The organism is Dactylosporangium sp. NPDC006015, from assembly GCF_040614215.1.
GTDB lineage: Bacteria > Actinomycetota > Actinomycetes > Mycobacteriales > Micromonosporaceae > Dactylosporangium > Dactylosporangium maewongense.
Genome location: NZ_JBEXUD010000017.1, coordinates 26995 through 43024 on the forward strand (window position 1 = coordinate 26995; position 16030 = coordinate 43024).

At 73.0% G+C, this 16030-nt stretch carries 14 protein-coding genes and 4 tRNA genes; 7 read left to right on the forward strand and 11 right to left on the reverse strand.

The window, feature by feature from the left end:
* Positions 1-156: 156 nt before the first annotated feature.
* Complete coding sequence (locus ABZ321_RS28390) at positions 157-1095, reverse strand: 3-carboxyethylcatechol 2,3-dioxygenase (protein ID WP_354896671.1); 939 nt, start codon at positions 1093-1095, stop codon at positions 157-159.
* A 181-nt stretch (positions 1096-1276) separates the two neighbouring features.
* On the opposite strand from ABZ321_RS28390, the gene ABZ321_RS28395 reads away from it, so the two are divergent.
* Positions 1277-1966, forward strand: a complete 690-nt coding sequence (locus tag ABZ321_RS28395; protein WP_344511710.1) for a helix-turn-helix domain-containing protein — start codon at positions 1277-1279, stop codon at positions 1964-1966.
* A 74-nt stretch (positions 1967-2040) separates the two neighbouring features.
* Here the strand turns inward: ABZ321_RS28395 and ABZ321_RS28400 are convergent, their stop codons facing one another.
* The 4 genes from ABZ321_RS28400 to ABZ321_RS28415 all read right to left on the reverse strand — a co-directional run bounded on the left by ABZ321_RS28400 (position 2041) and on the right by ABZ321_RS28415 (position 6648).
* On the reverse strand, positions 2041-2841 hold the full coding sequence (locus ABZ321_RS28400; RefSeq protein ID WP_354896674.1) for an SDR family oxidoreductase: 801 nt from the start codon (positions 2839-2841) through the stop codon (positions 2041-2043).
* Positions 2838-3707 carry an alpha/beta fold hydrolase gene (locus tag ABZ321_RS28405; protein WP_354896677.1) on the reverse strand — a complete coding sequence of 290 codons (870 nt, stop codon included), beginning with the start codon at positions 3705-3707 and terminating at the stop codon, positions 2838-2840. Before ABZ321_RS28405 ends, ABZ321_RS28400 begins: the two co-directional genes overlap by 4 nt.
* The gene (locus ABZ321_RS28410; protein ID WP_354896680.1) at positions 3704-5332 is read right to left on the reverse strand and encodes an FAD-dependent oxidoreductase; all 1629 of its coding nucleotides are present in this window, start codon (positions 5330-5332) and stop codon (positions 3704-3706) included. The genes ABZ321_RS28405 and ABZ321_RS28410 overlap by 4 nt, the downstream gene beginning before the upstream one ends.
* A gap of 356 nt (positions 5333-5688) precedes the next feature.
* Complete coding sequence (locus ABZ321_RS28415; protein WP_354896683.1) at positions 5689-6648, reverse strand: DMT family transporter; 960 nt, start codon at positions 6646-6648, stop codon at positions 5689-5691.
* Between the two features lie 78 nt (positions 6649-6726).
* Between ABZ321_RS28415 and ABZ321_RS28420 the strand changes: the two genes are divergently transcribed.
* Complete coding sequence (locus tag ABZ321_RS28420) at positions 6727-7281, forward strand: CGNR zinc finger domain-containing protein (protein WP_354896685.1); 555 nt, start codon at positions 6727-6729, stop codon at positions 7279-7281.
* Between the two features lie 286 nt (positions 7282-7567).
* On the opposite strand, the gene ABZ321_RS28425 is transcribed toward ABZ321_RS28420, so the two are convergent.
* The 6 genes from ABZ321_RS28425 to ABZ321_RS28450 form a co-directional block, all read right to left on the reverse strand.
* Positions 7568-8179: a hypothetical protein gene (locus ABZ321_RS28425; RefSeq protein WP_354896688.1), complete on the reverse strand. Its 612-nt coding sequence runs from the start codon at positions 8177-8179 to the stop codon at positions 7568-7570.
* Positions 8169-9923, reverse strand: a complete 1755-nt coding sequence (gene treS / locus ABZ321_RS28430; protein ID WP_354896691.1) for a maltose alpha-D-glucosyltransferase — start codon at positions 9921-9923, stop codon at positions 8169-8171. Before treS ends, ABZ321_RS28425 begins: the two co-directional genes overlap by 11 nt.
* 89 nt (positions 9924-10012) lie before the next feature.
* Complete coding sequence (locus ABZ321_RS28435; protein WP_354896694.1) at positions 10013-10930, reverse strand: carbohydrate ABC transporter permease; 918 nt, start codon at positions 10928-10930, stop codon at positions 10013-10015.
* Entirely contained in the window at positions 10927-12198 is a 1272-nt protein-coding gene (locus tag ABZ321_RS28440) for an ABC transporter permease subunit (protein WP_344511693.1), read from the reverse strand. The genes ABZ321_RS28435 and ABZ321_RS28440 overlap by 4 nt, the downstream gene beginning before the upstream one ends.
* Entirely contained in the window at positions 12198-13502 is a 1305-nt protein-coding gene (locus tag ABZ321_RS28445) for an ABC transporter substrate-binding protein (protein ID WP_354896697.1), read from the reverse strand. The genes ABZ321_RS28440 and ABZ321_RS28445 overlap by 1 nt, the downstream gene beginning before the upstream one ends.
* A gap of 10 nt (positions 13503-13512) precedes the next feature.
* On the reverse strand, positions 13513-14007 hold the full coding sequence (locus ABZ321_RS28450) for a TOBE domain-containing protein (RefSeq protein WP_354896700.1): 495 nt from the start codon (positions 14005-14007) through the stop codon (positions 13513-13515).
* Positions 14008-14276: 269 nt separating this feature from the next.
* Here ABZ321_RS28450 and ABZ321_RS28455 point away from each other — a divergent pair, with 269 nt between their 5' ends.
* The 5 genes from ABZ321_RS28455 to ABZ321_RS28475 all read left to right on the forward strand — a co-directional run bounded on the left by ABZ321_RS28455 (position 14277) and on the right by ABZ321_RS28475 (position 16030).
* A complete protein-coding gene (locus ABZ321_RS28455) occupies positions 14277-15380 on the forward strand; it encodes a uroporphyrinogen-III synthase (protein WP_354896703.1) in 1104 nt (367 codons plus the stop codon).
* 341 nt (positions 15381-15721) lie between these two features.
* Positions 15722-15793: transfer RNA gene (locus ABZ321_RS28460), tRNA-Glu, on the forward strand.
* Between the two features lie 3 nt (positions 15794-15796).
* A tRNA-Thr gene (locus ABZ321_RS28465) sits at positions 15797-15869 on the forward strand.
* A 3-nt stretch (positions 15870-15872) separates the two neighbouring features.
* Positions 15873-15944 (forward strand) — tRNA-Thr (locus ABZ321_RS28470).
* 13 nt (positions 15945-15957) lie between these two features.
* Positions 15958-16030, forward strand: a tRNA-OTHER gene (locus ABZ321_RS28475).

A 16030-nucleotide genomic window follows, 5' to 3' on the forward strand; every position in this document is an offset into this window, starting at 1 on the left:
CACATGTTGTTGCGATAGTCGAACGTTAACGAGCGACATCCCGAGCCGTCAAGGGATCATTTCGAGCCGTTCTCCGCAGGTCACGCAGGGTGCACGGGCAGCGTGAGGCGCCGCCCCACGGCCGGGCCGTGAGGCGGCTTCTCCGTCAGCCCCCGGTCAGCGGGGCAGTGCCGTTGTGGTGGCGAAGCCGGCGAACCACTCGGGGATCGCGCGGTAGTAGCGGGAGCGGACCTCGTAGGGGCCCTGCGCGGCCAGGGCGGCGTACGCGGCGATCCAGGTTCGGACCTCGTGCGCCGAATGGCCGCCCTCCTCGACGAACCAGTCGTTGCCGCGACCGTCCAGGGCGGCGAAGTCGCCCGCGGCGAGGGAGTCCAGGACGAGCGCGTCCCACGCCGGATTGAGCGGGCGGAACGGGCCACGGCCCGCCGCGAAGTCGCGGGCCGCCGCGATGGTCCGGGCCTCACGCTGCGCCCGCTGCTCCCGGGTCGGGTTGCGACCGTGCTTCAACCGCTCGACCACCTCGGGCGGCGCCTCCGCCAGCCGGGGCACCGGCGGGTCGTGCGACAGCCCGCCCGAGCCGACGACGAGGACGCGGCGGCCGAGCTCCCGCACCGCCTCCCCCACCGCGGCGCCCAGCAGCCGGGCCCGCACGGCGGGCCCGAGCGGCTCCGCGACGCAGTTGATGAAGACCGGGACCACCGGGACCGCGGTCAGGGACGCGAAGAGGAAGGTCAGCGGCTGCACGAGCCCGTGGTCGACCTGCATGTCCTCGGAGACGGCGACGTCGACGCCGGCGTCGAGCACGGCGGTGGCGATGGCGTAAGCGGCGTCGCGGTCGACGTCGAGCGGGCCCGACGGCAGCCCGTAGTCACCCACCGAACTCGCCGCCGCCCCGACGCAGAACGACGGCATCATGTCGTAGAGGAAGCCGTTGTAGTGGTCGGGGGCGAAGACGACCACCAGGTCCGGGGCGAAGCCGGTGACGAACGCGCGGGCCTCGGCGAGCACTCCGTCGACCTCGGCCCGCACCTGCGGATCCGGGTCGTGGAGGCCGATCAGCGGCGAGTGGGATGTCGTACACAGCGCGAGTGGCATGTCGGGTCCCCTCTCGACCCGAGATGGGTCGGGGTGTATCGTTATTTACATCAGCCTGCTCGTTATTTGTACGAAGGTTACGCACGGCCGGTAGAGCCGGTCAACGGCAGACACCTCCCGTGGGAAGCTGTGGGTCCGCCCGCCAGCGTCCGGCGGACCGGCTCGATCAAGGGGATGTGGCATGACGGAACAGTCGACGGGGCGCACCCAGGTGGGCAGCCAGACCCTCGCCCGCGGGCTGCGTGCGTTGCTCTCGGTGGTCGAGTCGCCCAACGGCGTGACCATCCAGCAGCTCGCCACGGAGCTGGGCGTCCACCGCTCGATCGCCTACCGGCTCCTGCAGACCCTCGCCGACTTCGGCTTCGTCAGCCAGAGCGCCGACAGCTTCTACCGGGCCGGTCCCCGCCTCGCCACCCTCGCCGACGCGTACCTGCCCACCCTGCGGGAGCTCGCGATCCCGGTCATGCGGGAGGTGGCCGACGAGCTCGGCTGCACCGTGTCCCTCTTCGTCGCCAACGGCGCGGAAGCGGTGTCGATCGAGCTGGTCGAGCCGACGACCACGTCGCACCACATCGCCTTCAAGGCCGGGATGCGCACCCCCATCAACCGCGGCGCGGCCGGCTACGCGCTGCTGGCCGCCGGGCCGCAGGTGGCCGGCGAGCCGGCCGAGGTGGCGCTGGCCCGCGAGCGCGGCTACGCCACCAGCGTCGGCGAGATCGAGATCGGCTGCTACGGCGTCGCGGCGCCAATCCCGAACTGCAGCCCGCGCGCCTGCCTCAATCTCATCACCTACCGCGAGGACCAGGCCAAGGCCGCCGAGGCGTCCATCCTCGCGGCGGCCCGCCAGGTCGGCGAGGCGCTGCCGGGCTGAGACCCGGTCCACCGCGGGTCGCCGCGGGCCCGCCGGGCGCGATCAGCGCGACCCGCGGCCGGACCACACGGCCGTCACGAAGCCGCCGGCAGCGCCAGCGGCCAGGTGTTCGTGAGACCGCCGTCGACGACGAGGTCGTGGCCCGTCACGTGGCCGGCCAGCCGGGAGGACAGGAACAGCACGGCGGCGGCGATGTCGCCCGGCTGCGCGAGTTTGCGCAGCGGCGTGCGCTCGGCGTTCGCGCGGTTCGCGCTGACGTACCGGGGGTCGGCCACCATCCGTGGAGTGAGCGTGGCGCCTGGCGACACCGCGTTCACCCGGATCCCGTGCGGTCCGAGCTCGACCGCGGCCGTGCGGACCATCGAGAGCAGCGCGGCCTTCGCCATCCCGTACAGGCCGTGGCCCGGGGCGCTGGTGAACGCGGACACGGACGCGATGTAGGTCAGCGATCCTCCGCCGGCCCGCCGCAGATACGGCACCGAGGTCCGCAGGACTCGCACGGCCTGCGCAGCGACCACGTCGCTCTGCCATCGCCAGTCGTCGTCACCGGCGTCGGGCAGCGGCTTCCACCGCACGAGGCCCACGACGTCGGTGACCCCGTCAACACGGCCGAACCTGCGCTCGGCGTCGGCCAGCACGCCGGCGAACTCATCCGGGGCGGTGATGTCGCAGACCGCGGCGGCGCCACCGACCTCCGCGGCGACCGCGGCGGCCTGGTCCTCGTCCACGTCGACGCACACGACGACGGCGCCGGCGGCCGCGAGCGCCCGGGCGGACTCCCGGCCGATGCCCGGCCCGACGCCGACGACCACGTGGACCCGGCCGTCGAGCCGGATGAGGTCCGTGTAGTCGCCGGTCTGCGGCGGCCCGCTCATCCTGGACCACCCGTGACCGCGCCGCCGCCCGGGCCGGCCAGGAAGTCGAGCAGCAGCCGGTTGACCACGGCCGGCCGCTCGATCTGCGGGCAGTGACCGGCATCCTCGACGACGACGCTGCGGCCGGCGCGGACCTGACCGGCCAGCTGCCCGGCCCAGCCGGCCGGCTTGAGCTTGTCGGCGCCACCCTCGACGAACAGGGCCGGGACGGTGATCCGGCCGTAGTCCGGCGCTCCGCGCGCAGGGGCGGCGGCGGGGGCGGCGGCGCCCGGCCGGCGGAAGCGGGCGGCGGCGATGGCCTCCCAGGCTCCGGGCGCCGTGCTGGACTCGAACCGCCGCCGCACGTAGTCGTCGTCGGCGGGGTAGGCGGGGTCGTGGAACAGCGCCGCGACCAGGCGGCGCATGGCCGGCAGGGTGGCGTCGTAGTCGTAGAGCGCGTCGACGTGCTCGTTGCTCAGGATCTCTCCCCCACCGCAGATGGCGACGATGCCCCGGGCGGGCAGCATCGGGGCGTCGGAGGTGGCGTCGGCGAGCAGGTTCACCGCGCCCATGGAGTTGCCGACGAACGTCGCGGACTCGATGCCCAGCGCCTCGCAGAGGCGGGCGACGTGCCGGATCCGCATCCGCCTGCCGTCGACGAAGTCGATCACCTTGGCGGTCCGGCCGTAGCCGAGCTGGTCCGGGGCGACCACGCGGTGCCGGTCCGCCAGCGCCGCGATGGTGCGCTCCCACCCGACCTCGGCGTCGGCGCCGAACTCCCCGCCGTGCAGGAGCACCACGGGCTCGCCCTCGCCCGCCTCCAGGAACCCGGTCGTGAGGCCGTCCACGACGATCGTTCGGCGGTGGACCGCCGGCCGCCACGTCATGCCATCGGCGCTTTCGAACCGGTGACGGCGTGGTGCGCGGCGCGGTGCCCCCAGGTGAGGGCCGGTCCGATGGTGCCGCCGGCGCCGCCGTACGCCATGCCGGTGGTCCCGGCCATGGCGTTGCCGGCCGCGTACAGGTTGCCGATCGGCTGCCCGTCGAGGTTGAGGACCTGCGCGTTGTCGTCGGTGCGCGGGCCGCCCTTGGTGCCCATGCAGCCGATGTCGACCCGCACGGCGTAGAACGGTGCCGAGTCGATCGGACCGAGGGTCCGCGCCGCGGTGGTCGGGGCGGTGGTGTCGCCCCAGTGCCCGTCGTAGGCGCTCTGCCCGCGCCCGAAGTCCGGGTCACGCAACTGCTGGACGTGCCCGTTCCACGACTCGACGGTCGCCCGCAGTGCCGGGCCGTCGATGCCGGCGGCGCCGGCGAGCTCGGCGATGCTCGCGGACCGGTGGAACCAGGCCGGCACCGGGTCGTCGGCGGTGACGCCGAGGAACCCGTAGCGCACGAGATGCTCGTGGTCGAACACGATCCAGGCCGGCAGGTTCGGGTACTCGAACCGCGCGGGGTCGAACTGGTGGAACGCGCCGCCGAGGCTGTGGTAGTCGCCGGCCTCGTTGGCGAAGCGCCGCCCGTGCCGGTTGACCATGATGGTGCGCGGGCGGGTGCGCTCCAGCCTGACGCTGCGGTGCCGCTGCTCGCCGCCGAACGTGTCGCCCGGGATCCGCACGATCGGCACCCACCAGGCCTCGGCCATGTTCCCGAGGGCGGCCCCGGCCCGCATCGCCATCCGCAGGCCGTCGCCCACGTTGTTCGGCGGGGAGGTCGGGCCGTTCATCGGCCCCCGCAGGAACGCCTTGACGAGGGCACGGTCCCACTCGAACCCGCCGGTGGCGATGACGACGCCCCGCCGGGCGTGCACGACCCGGCGCCCGTGCGGCCCTTCGACGACGACGCCGGTCACGGTGTTGCCCTGCACGACGAGGTCGACCGCGCGGGTGGAGGTCTGCGGCTCGACGCCGAGGTCCAGCAGCCCGCGCAGCAGCGCGGCGACCAGCGCGGCGCCGGCGACACGGACGTCACCGGCGACGCCGTCACTCGCGGTGGCGCGGTCGCCCCAGATCCGTGCCCGCGTCTCGGCGTCGAAGCCGACGTTGCTGTAGTCGTCGGGGAACGCGGTCACCCGGTCGACCCACTCGCCGAGGCGGGCGGCGTCGAACGGCGCGGGGCTCAGCGACCGGCCGCCTTCGGGTTTGCCGCCGGGCAGCTCGGGTTTGTAGTCGGGGAACCCGGCGGTGACCGACAGCCGCAGTGGCGTGTGCGTCTCCAGGAACTCGACGGCGACCGGGGCGGAGCGCACGAACACCTCCGCGAGGTGCTCGTCGATCGTGCCGTTGGACAGCGCGCCCAGGTAGGCCAGCGCGTCCCGGGTCGGCAGCGGCACCGGCGCGTCCGGGCGCTCGTGGGCGGGGACCCACACGACACCGCCGGACACGGCCGTGGTCCCGCCCACGGTCGGGGTCTTCTCGAACATCCCGACCGAGGCGCCCAGCGCCGCGGCCGTGACCGCGGCGGCGAGGCCGCCCGCGCCGGTGCCCAGCACCACGACATCGTAGGTGTCAGTCATATGGCGGTACTCCGTTCCCGTGTCCCGGATCAGAGGTTGTGCAACTATAGTGCGCGCAAGCGCTATATCTACACACCCTCTGCGCCGGCGCGCAGGTTGTCAACCCGGCGGGAGGCCAGACTTCCCGGCGGGGACGCGCCGGTCGATCCCCGGCAACCGCTTTGACCGCAACCTGCCATCGACATGCGGCCCCGGCTACGGAACGCGACATCGTCGCCCACCACGAGCTGCTGCGAGCCGACCTGACCAGATGGGAGAAGCTCAGCCGCGCGATGGACCTGGAGCAGGACGGACGCGGCCGTGGGGCTCGGCTCAGGATCGGGGTCGGCACCGCGTCGGCATGCCGGCGTCGTCGCTCAGGCCACCGGCACCGGGTCGGTCGATTTTGCCGACGGCGTCCGCGGCTCGGGGGTGCGGAACTCGTCGATGCGGACCAGCACGACGCCGCCGATGATGAGCAGGCCACCGACCAGCTGGATCATGCTGGGCAACTCGCCCAGGACCGCCCAGGCGATGAGGACGGCGAACATGACCTCGGTCAGCCCGACGAATGAGGACAGTCGGGCGCCGAGGATGCGGGCCGCGCCGATGCCGGCGACGTAGGACACGACGGCCGCCACGATCGACAGCCCGGCGAGGGGTACCAGCCAGCTGACCTCGTGGTCGGCGAAGGTCACCGGGCCGAACGTGGCGTGCAGGGGCATCGCTCCGGCGGCACCGAGCGCGAGGAGTGCGAGCGCACCGGCTGCCATGCCGCCGCTGGCGAGCGCGACCGAGGGCAGTTCGTTGTCGGTGCGCGCGGAAAGGACGAAGTAGCCGGCGAGGCCGACGGCGGCGCCCAGGCCCCACAGGACACCGACCGGGTCGAGGTCGGCGTTGCCGGTGAGGTCGAGGACGAAGACGAGCCCGAGCACGGCGGTGACGGCGCCGGCGACGGTGAGCCGGCGGGGACGCTGCCCGTGCGCGGCCCACATCCAGCCGACGACGAGGATGATCCCGAGGTACTCCAGCAGCAGCGCCACCCCGATCGGCAGGTACTGCACGGCGTTGAAGAAGCAGGCCTGGGCGGCGCCGACGGCGAGGATGCCGAACAGGCCGAGCGTGCTGAGGTTGCGGCGCAGCACGTGCCAGCGGCCGCGCAGCGCGAGCACGGCCGGGACGGCCAGGATGAGGGCGGCGACCCCGACGCGGGCGGCGACGGCGGCCCCGGCCGACCAGCCGGCGTCGATGAGCGACCGGGCGAACGTGCCGGACGTCGCGAACGTGACGGCGGACAACAGGGCCAGTCCCAGCCCGGCGGTGTGTCGGCGCTGCATGACGCCTCCCCTCGGTAGATGTCATGAGCTATAGCGGCTACACTCATGACACTAGGTACCCGGGCGACAGGGGTCAAGATGGTTTTCGCTCATGACACCGAGATCGCGCTTGTCGCTGCCGCCGCACTGATCAACACCGACGGCAGCGACGGCGAGCTGCTGGGTGACGTCGCCGCGCTCGACGCGTTCTTCGCCGAGCAGGGCTGGACCGGCCGGCACGAGCGCACCGACGCCGAACTGGCGGACGTCAGGGCGCTGCGGCCACGGCTGCGCGAACTCTGGCATGCCGAGGAGGACCGCGTCGTCGGCATCGTCAACCAGCTGCTCCGTGCGGCGCAGGCGTTGCCGCAGCTGGTCAAGCACGACGGGTATGCGTACCACCTGCACGCCACGCCGTCCGACGCGCCGCTGGCCGACCGCATGGCCGTCGAGGCCGCGATGGCCTTTGTCGACGTGGTCCGCAGCAACGAGCTGAGCCGGCTGCGCGTGTGCGCCTACCCGGGCTGCGGCGATGTCTTCGTCGACCTGTCCAAGAACCGCTCGAAACGCTTCTGCGACAACAGCTGTGGAAACAAGGCGGCGGTCGGCGCGTACCGGGCCCGCAAGGCCGCCGCCGGCGGTGCCGACGGCTGACCTCACGTGACCGCCCGGTCCGGTCCTCCGCCAACTGGTTGCCGAGGTTCGTCAGCGACAGTGCCAGGTTGCGCCGATGGGTCCGCGGATCCGCACCGGCGAGGACGCGATACAGCTCGGTCGCCTCCGCCACGAGCCGGTGCGCCCGCTCGCGCTGACCGTGTACCCCGAGGACGAGGCCGAAGTGCTGCAGTGCCGCCGCCAGGTGCGGCAGGTACCGGCGATCGGCACCGGACAGCTGCCGGTAGACGTCGACCGCCTCCATCGCGTCGGTGGCCGGCACCGTTCAGGACGCGGCCCGTGTGGTGGAGCGCAGCGTCACCGCGCCGCGTCCGCCGACGGACAGGATCTGCCGGCCCCGGCCCGTGTGCGCCTCGCAGGTGACGCCGAGGACCTGCGCGGAGCGCATCAGCAGCCGCAACGACCGGCCGTCGGGTGCCCGCAGCCGCAGCCCAGTCCGGGAGTGCCGCGGCGCCCCGGTCAGCAGCGCGCACCGCCAGACCGCCACGGCCCGGGTCCGCAGCCGTGTCTCGTCCGCGGCGCCGTCGCCGAGCAGCAGGTCGGCGGCCCGGGTCCACTCGTCCTGCAAGCGGGCCAGGACGCTGCCGGGTTCGGCCGCCGCGACGTCCACGACGAACGTCTCGTAGCGGCGGCGGATGCCCGCCTCCCGGCGGCCCGTCCAGCAGTCGACCTCGGGCACGGCCCGTATCACCTCGGCGAACCTGGCCGCCGCGTACTCGGCCTCGAACTCCACCCGCAGTGGCGCGCCGTCCCACGCGGCGGCGACCACCTCCCAGTCGGTGCGCCGCCGCGCCGCCGTCGCATGGCGCAGCGGCGCGGTCCCGGCCAGCAGCAGCAGGCTCGCCTCGAACAGGTCGGCGGTGTCCTCATCGGCCACGGGCACCGCCCCGGTTCCGGCCCGGCGCGACGATGCGGAACCAGTACGAGCCGTAACCGGGCAGGGTCAGCAGGTACGGCCGCCGCCCGATGCTCGGGAACGTCGTGTCGCCGGTCAGCTCCACCGGCACGTGACCGGCGAACAGGTCACCGAGCGGCAGCTGCACCGGCTGCGGGTGCCGGGACAGGTTGTGCACGCACAACAGCACCTCCTCGGCGCTGTCAGCAGCGTTACCGGCAGCGGTCCGCGTGACGGTCTCGTCGCGGTACCGGCGCAGGAACGCGAGCACGGCGCCGTTGGTGCCGGTCAGCTCGGTGAAGTCGCCGAGGGCGAACGCCGTGTGCCGCTTGCGGATCGCCAGCATCTTGCGGGTCCAGTGCAGCAGCGACGCCGGCTCCTCCATCTGCCGCTCGACGTTGACCGACTGGTAGCCGTACACCCAGCCGTTGTTCATCGGCAGGTACAGCCGGCTCGGGTCGCTGCGGGAGAACCCGCCGTTGCGGTCGACGTTCCACTGCATCGGGGTCCGCACCCCGTCGCGGTCGCCGAGGTAGACGTTGTCGCCCATCCCGATCTCGTCGCCGTAGTAGATGACCGGCGACCCCGGTAACGACAGCAGCAGCGACGTGAACAGCTCGATCTGGTTCCGGTCGTTGCCGAGCATCGGCGCGAGCCGCCGCCGGATGCCGAGGTTGAGCCGCATCCTGGGGTCCTGGGCGTACTCGCTGTACAGATAGTCGCGCTCCTCGTCGGTGACCATCTCCAGGGTCAGCTCGTCGTGGTTGCGCAGGAACGTGCCCCACTGGCAGTTGTCGGGGATCGCCGGGGTCTGCGCGAGGATCTCCGAGATCGGCACCCGGGACTCGCGGCGGACCGCCATGAAGATGCGGGGCATCAGCGGGAAGTGGAACGCCATGTGGCACTCGTCGCCGACGGTGGCGTCGCCGAAGTACTCCACGAGGTCCGTCGGCCACAGGTTCGCCTCGGCGAGCAGGACCGTGCCCGGGTACTCGTCGTCGACGATCTTCCGGATGCGTCTGAGGTACTCGTGCGTCTCCGGCAGGCCGGCGCACTCGGTGCCCTCACGGGCGAACAGGTAGGGCGCCGCGTCGAGCCGGAACCCGTCGATGCCGAGGTCGAGCCAGAAGCGCACGACGTCGAGCATGGTGTCGGCGACGACGGGGTTGTCGTAGTTGAGGTCCGGCTGGTGGTGGAAGAAACGGTGGAAGTAGAACTGCTGCCGTACCGGGTCGAACGTCCAGTTCGACGTCTCGGTGTCGGCGAAGATGATCCGGGCGTCGGGGTAGCCGGTGTCGTCGTCCCGCCACATGTAGAAGTCGCCGTAGGGGCCGGACGGGTCGGTGCGGGACTCCTGGAACCACTGGTGGGCGTCGGAGGTGTGGTTGAGAACGAGGTCGGTGATGACCCGGATGCCGCGGGCGTGCGCCTCGTCGAGCAGGGTCACGAAGTCCTCGACGGTGCCGTACTCGGGGCTGATCGCGGTGTAGTCGCTGATGTCGTACCCGCCGTCGCGGCGCGGCGAGTCGTAGAACGGTGGCAGCCAGATGCAGTCGACGCCGAGCCACTGCAGGTAGTCCAGTTTGGACACCAGGCCGAGCAGGTCACCGCAGCCGTCGTCGTTGGAGTCGAAGCACGCCTGGGTGAGGACCTCGTAGAACACGGCCCGCCGGAACCAGTCGGGTTGGACCGGCAGCCGCCGGGCGGTGCGGGTGTGCTGGTGCATCGTCGTTCCCGTCGAATGGGTGGGGTGGGGACGCCGCACGGCCGGCGGGTCGTCGTCGACCGGCCGCGGGCGGGGAACAGGTGGCGTCGTTACCGGGGCGAGCCGGCCACGGTGCTTTGCAGGAAGAACCGTTGGAACAGGAAGAAGACCAGCAGCGGCACGGCCATCGAGACGAACGCACCGGGTGCGATGACGTCCACATTGGACGGGAAGGAGCGCATCTGCTCCTGCAGCGCCAGGGTGATCGGCGCGTTGTCGGGCCGGGCGAAGACCAGTGCGACGATGAGGTCGTTCCACACCCACACGAACTCGAACACCGCCAGCGACGCCAGCGCCGGCCGGGCCAGCGGCAGCACGATCCGGCGGAGGATCACGGCCTCGCTGCCACCGTCGATGCGGGCGGCCTCGATGAGGTCCGGCGGGATGGCCAGGTAGAAGTTGCGCAGGAGCAGGACGGCGAACGGAAGCCCGAACGCGACGTGGAACGCGACGACCGCGGGGATGGTGCCGGCGACACCGAACACGTCGAACAGCCGCGCATCGGGGATCAGTGCCGTCTGGACGGGGACGGCGACGAGCCCGGCCAGGCTCAGCATGACGGCGTGCCGGCCCCGGAACGCCAGCCACGCCAGCGGGTACGCGGCGACGGCGCCGATCGCCACGACGAGGACGGTCGCCGGGACCGAGATCAGCACGGTGTTCCACAAGGCGTGGGTCAGCCGGCCGTCGGCGACGAGACCGCGGTAGTTGCGCAGGGTGAGCTGGGTGGGCTCGGTCAGGACAGTCCACCAGCCGGCGCCGCTGTTGGCGGCGGGGCCGCGCAGGCTGACGATCGCGAGCCCGACGGTGGGGACGAGCCACCACAGTCCGACGGCGAACAGGGTGACCTGCGCGGCCGTCACGGCGGAGCGGCGCGCGGCCCGGGCGGTGCGGCTCGGTGCGGGCGGGGGTGGTTCGGTCCCGGCGGGCACGAGCTCGGGTGCCTCGACCGCGGCGAACAGGCTCATGGTTCGCTCCTTCGCAGCCGGTGCACGTTGTACAGCACCCCGGGCAGCACCAGGACGAGCAGCAGCACGCCGAGGGCGCTGCCGCGGCCGATGTGGTCGAAGGACGACCGCCACATCTCCAGCGCGACGACCGACGCCGAACCCTGCGCGGACTCGGGGGCGAGCACCAGGACGAGGTCGAACACCTTGAGGACGTTGACGGTCAGGGTGACGAGGATGACCACGACGACGGGCCGCATCATGGGGACGGTGACGCGGCGCAGGATCTGCCACTCCCCCGCGCCGTCGGTGCGGGCAGCCTCGAGGGTCTCCTTCGGGATGCCCGCGAGCCCCGCGGTGATCAGGACCATCGCGAACCCGGCCCAGATCCACACGTACGCACCGATGAGCGCCGGGGTGATCAGTGCCGGGCCGAGCCAGGTGAGGCCCGCGAACGGGGCGGTGAAGTTGTCGGCGGCGAGCCGCACGACGTAGCCGCCGCCGCGCAACTGCGGCACGCTGAAGGTGCCGTCGGCGGCGGTGCGGGTCCGGGCGACGACGGCGCCGTCGCGGATCACCTCGACCGCCATGTCCGGCAGTCCCCGCTCGCCGGTGTCGATGGCGCCGGACCGGCCGCCGACTGCGGTGAAGTCGGACCACACCACGCCGTGCACGCCGGCGCCGCCGTCCCCACCGGTGCCGGCCTGCCGGGCCTGCGTCGGCAGTCGCTGCGGTGCCAGCCCGACCAGCGGCAGGAGCACGTTCTCGCCGGCGGTGACCGTGCCGGCGGTCTGCAGCGCCCCGCCCGCCGGCACGAGCGCCCGTTCGTCGCGTGGGCGCGCGCCGTGGTACTGCGACGGCGGCCGCACCGCGTCGTGGGCGGTGACGACGGCGGCGTTGAGCGCACCGCGGTCGGGGCTCTCGTCGTACACGAGGCGGAACGCGACACCGGCGGAGACCAGCGAGATCGCCATCGGCATGAACAGCACCACCCGGACCGCGGTGGCACCGCGGACCCGCTGGGCGAGGAACGCGACCAGCAGCCCGACGGCCAGGACCAGGTTCGGCGCCACGACGATCCAGATGGCGTTGTTGAGCAGCGCCCGGCGGATCTGCGGGGTGGTGAGGATGTCGGCGTAGTTGGCGGCGCCGACGGCGGTTCGGCCGCCGGCGTCGTGGAAGCTCAGCCACAGTGTCTGCCCGATCGGGTAGACGAGCAGCACGGCGACGATCACGACGGCGGGCGCCAGGAACCACGCCGCGGTCGAGAACTTGGCGGTGCGCCCCATCACGCCGCCCCGTACGCCTTCGCCGCGGCGTCCTCGAGCCGGGCCGCGACCACCGCCGGGTCGCTCGCCGGCGCGGCGAGGTACGCCTGGAGCAGCCGCCACATGGACGCGCCGTTGCCGCCGCCGAAGCTGCGGGGTGTCATGTCGGACAGGTCGAAGCGCAGCGTCTCCGCGTGCAGCAGCGTCTCAGCGAGCTCCCGGGTGGTCGCGTCGGGGTAGACGGCCGTGTCCAGGTTCCGGTTCACCGACAGGAACCCGCCCCGCCCCGCCATGATCGCGGCCGCCTCCGGCGACGCCAGGTATGCCATGAGGTCCATCGTCACCGGCCGGTCCGTGAACGCTACGGCGGCGTCACCGCCGGCGACGACCATGTGGCCGGTCCCGGCGAGCGACGGCCACGCGAAGTGCCGGGCGCCGCTGCCGACCCGGTACACGCCGAGCTTGGCGATCTCGGTGGTGACGAAGTCCGCCTCGTACAGCATGGCCGAGGTCGGCCTCGCGCCGAAGACGTCCGCGACCGAACGGGTGAACGTCGTCTGCAGCGCGACCTTGGGGCCGCCCTGCAGGAACTGCGGCGCCGCCCAGTAGCGGCCCATGGTGCGCAGCGCCTCGACCACGGTCGGGTCCGTCCACGGCAGTTCGTGCGCGGCCAGTTGGTCGTACCGCTGCGGGCCGGCGAGCTGCAGGTAGACGTTCTCGAACCAGTCGGTGAGCGGCCAGCCGTCGGCGCCCGGGACCGTCATCGCCGGTGTGCCGGAGTCGACCAGGGTCTGCGACACCTCGGTCAGCTCGTCGAGGGTGGCCGGTGGGCCCACCCCCGCGGCGGCGAACGCGTCGGCGCGGTACCAGATGACGGACTTGTTCGCGGCCTTGAAGTAGACGCCGTAGAGCTGCCCGCCGACGGTGCCGAGCTGCTGCCACTGCGGTGAGAAGTTCGCCCGGACCGCGGTGGCGACCGCTCCCGTGACGGGCTTCGCCGCGCCGCTCGCGGCGTACTGGGCGAGCACTCCCGGCTGCGGGATCATCGCGACGTCCGGTGGGTTGCCGCTGCCGAGCCGGGACGACACCAGCACGCTGAGGTCGCTGCCGCCGGAGGTGTACCGCACCCGCGCGCCGGTCTGGTCGCCGAACGCCCGCAGGACCCGTTCGAAGTTCGCCTGCTCGGCGCCGGTCCAGCTGCCCACCACCTCGACCGACTGCCCGGTGTAGCGGCCCGTCGCGGCGGCCGCACCGGCCGAGCAGCCGGCGGCGAGCAGCAGAGTGCAGCACAGCCCGGCGGCGGTGCCGCGCCACCGTCTCAGCATCGCGTCCTCGTCACCGCGGGTCGCTGTCGGCGGTGAACACCCGCAGGTGCCGGAGATCGACGGCGAGCATGACCGCGTCGCCGGCCTCGGCGGTGCTGCGCGGGTCCACGCGCGCCGCCAGTCTCGGTGCCGGCTGCCAGCCGGCCGCGTCGGCCACCTCGACGTCCAGGATGCGGTCCGAACCGTCCACCCGGACGGCTCGGACGGTGCCGTGCAGCACTGACGCCGTCCGGCCGGCACGGCCCGCTCCGGGCGGTAGCCCGACGGACGCGTCGTGCAGGTGCTCGGGCCGGATCTCGACGAGCACGCGCCGGCTGCTGTACTGGTGCTGGAGATGCGTCTGGTCGAGGTGGCGCCGCAGCCCCGGGACCGGCATCTGCTGGCCGCACACCTCGAGCGTGAGGCTGCCGCCGTGGTCGATGAGGACGGCGGCGAAGAGGTTCACCGGCTGCCGCGCGGCGGAGCCCAGGTCGGCCTCCCGGACCAGCAGCGTGTTGTGTCCCATCCGCACCCCCTCGGTCGACGTGCCCGCGTGTCACCACGAGTGTTCGTCCTCAGCGGCGGCGCGCACCAGGGTTCGCGGCGGCGTGTGACCCTTCTGCAAAGCGCCTCACAAGATCACTAATGACCGGGCCCGCCGATCCCCGACCGCGTCCACCTGCACCGCCGGCCCGCCCCGATGATCGACACCCGACCGGATGTTGCCAAACAGTGACCTACGACCATCCGACGGCATACGATCCGGACCCGGCCGGACCCGGAAAGGAGGTCGCGGTGCAGCACCCGGCGGACCCGTCGCTGCTGGCCGGCTTCACCGTCGCCGTGATCAGCCACCGGCGCCGGCACCGCCTCGCCGACCTCATCGAGGGCCACGGCGCCCGGATCGTCTCCGTCCAGGGTGTCCGTGCGGTCCCGCAGCCCGACCGTGCCGCGATCACCCGGGCCACGACCGAGGTCCTCGCCGGGCCTGTCGACGACGTCCTCGCCGCCTCCGCCGGCGGGATACGCGCGTGGCTGCAGGCGGTCCCCGACCCGGAGCGCCTGCTGCGGGTGCTGCGCACCGCCCGCCTGCTCGCCGCCGACGCCCGCGCCGCCGACGCCCTGCGCGGCTTCGGACTCCGGGACATCCTGTCGACCACCGCCGGGTCCGCCGACGAGCTCTTCCGCCACCTGCTGACCCACGCCCCGGCCGGGCGGCACGTGGTGGCCCAGCTCGACGCGCCGGTGCAGGCCGAGGCGTGCGAGACACTGCGACACCGGGGCGCCGCCGTGGTGGAGGTGCCGACGTTCCGGTCCGAGCCGCCGAACGACGTGGTCGGCCTGCGCCGGGCGGTCGAGCTGATCAGCCGCCGCCAGCTCGACGCGGTCGCCTGGCTGGACCCGCTCTCGACCGGACACGTGCTGCGATTCGCCGCGGACCACGGCCGGCTGCCGGCGCTGACCGACCAGCTCGGCACCCACGTCGTCACCGTCAGCCGAGGCCCGCTCGCGGCCGGGGTGCTGCGCCGGCACGGTGTGGCACCGTCGGTGCCGCCGCTGCCGTTCGACGAGGAGACGGCCGCGCTGCTGGCCAGGTCGGTGCTGGACCGGGCGGTGCACGCCACCGTCGGCGCCCTGACCCTGGAGGTGCGCGGGCACGCGATCCTGCTCGACGGCCGGCTGTACCCGGTCCAGCAGGGACCCGTCGACGTGCTGCGGGCGCTCGCCCGGGCGCCGGGCGACGTGCTGTCCAGCGCCGACCTCCGCCAGCAGGTCCCCGGCCTGACCAACGTGGACGACCATGCGATCGAGATGGCGGTGTCGCGGCTGCGCCGGTCGGTCCCCGGCGTCGAACTGATCCACACCGTGATCAAACGCGGCTACCGCCTCGCCGTCTGATCCGTCAGCCATCGGATGCGCTTCGAGCACCCGCACAACTGCCGCCGCCCGCCGCCGCGCTTCGCTGCATGGCGGCGGGCGGGCAGGGTGCTATGCGCTGGTGCAGGTCAGCGTCGGTGTCGTCGCGGCTCCGGTGCCGAGCAGACCGAAGGTGGTCGACGCCCCGGCCGCCACGGCGCCGGTCTGGCGATGACGACCGCCGTGGCCAGGGCGGCCAGCGCGAGCCCGGACACGGCCGCCGCGATCGTGCGGGGCTTCAAGCTGTATGTCTTCACGAATGCGTCTCCGTAACGAAAACGGGACGACCGGAGAGCACCAGGCTTGTATGGTCGGGATCGCGACGACGTGGAGCTCGGCAGCAGAGCACCGGGCTCTCAACCCGGAGGGCGCGGGTGCAGGTCCCGCCGCGTCGGCCTCGACATGAAGCTCAGTCAGCAGAGCACCGGGCTTGTAACCCGGAGGGTGCGGGTGCGACTCCCGCCATGTCGGCAGCGACGTGTAGCTCAGTCAGGAGAGCACCGGCTCGTAACCCGGTGGGTGCGGGTGCGACTCCCGCCACGTCGGCGACGCACGACGACAGCGTGTAGCTCAACGAGACAGAGCGCCGGGCTTGGCCCCGGTGGGTGCGGGTGCGAGGCCCGCCACGCTGG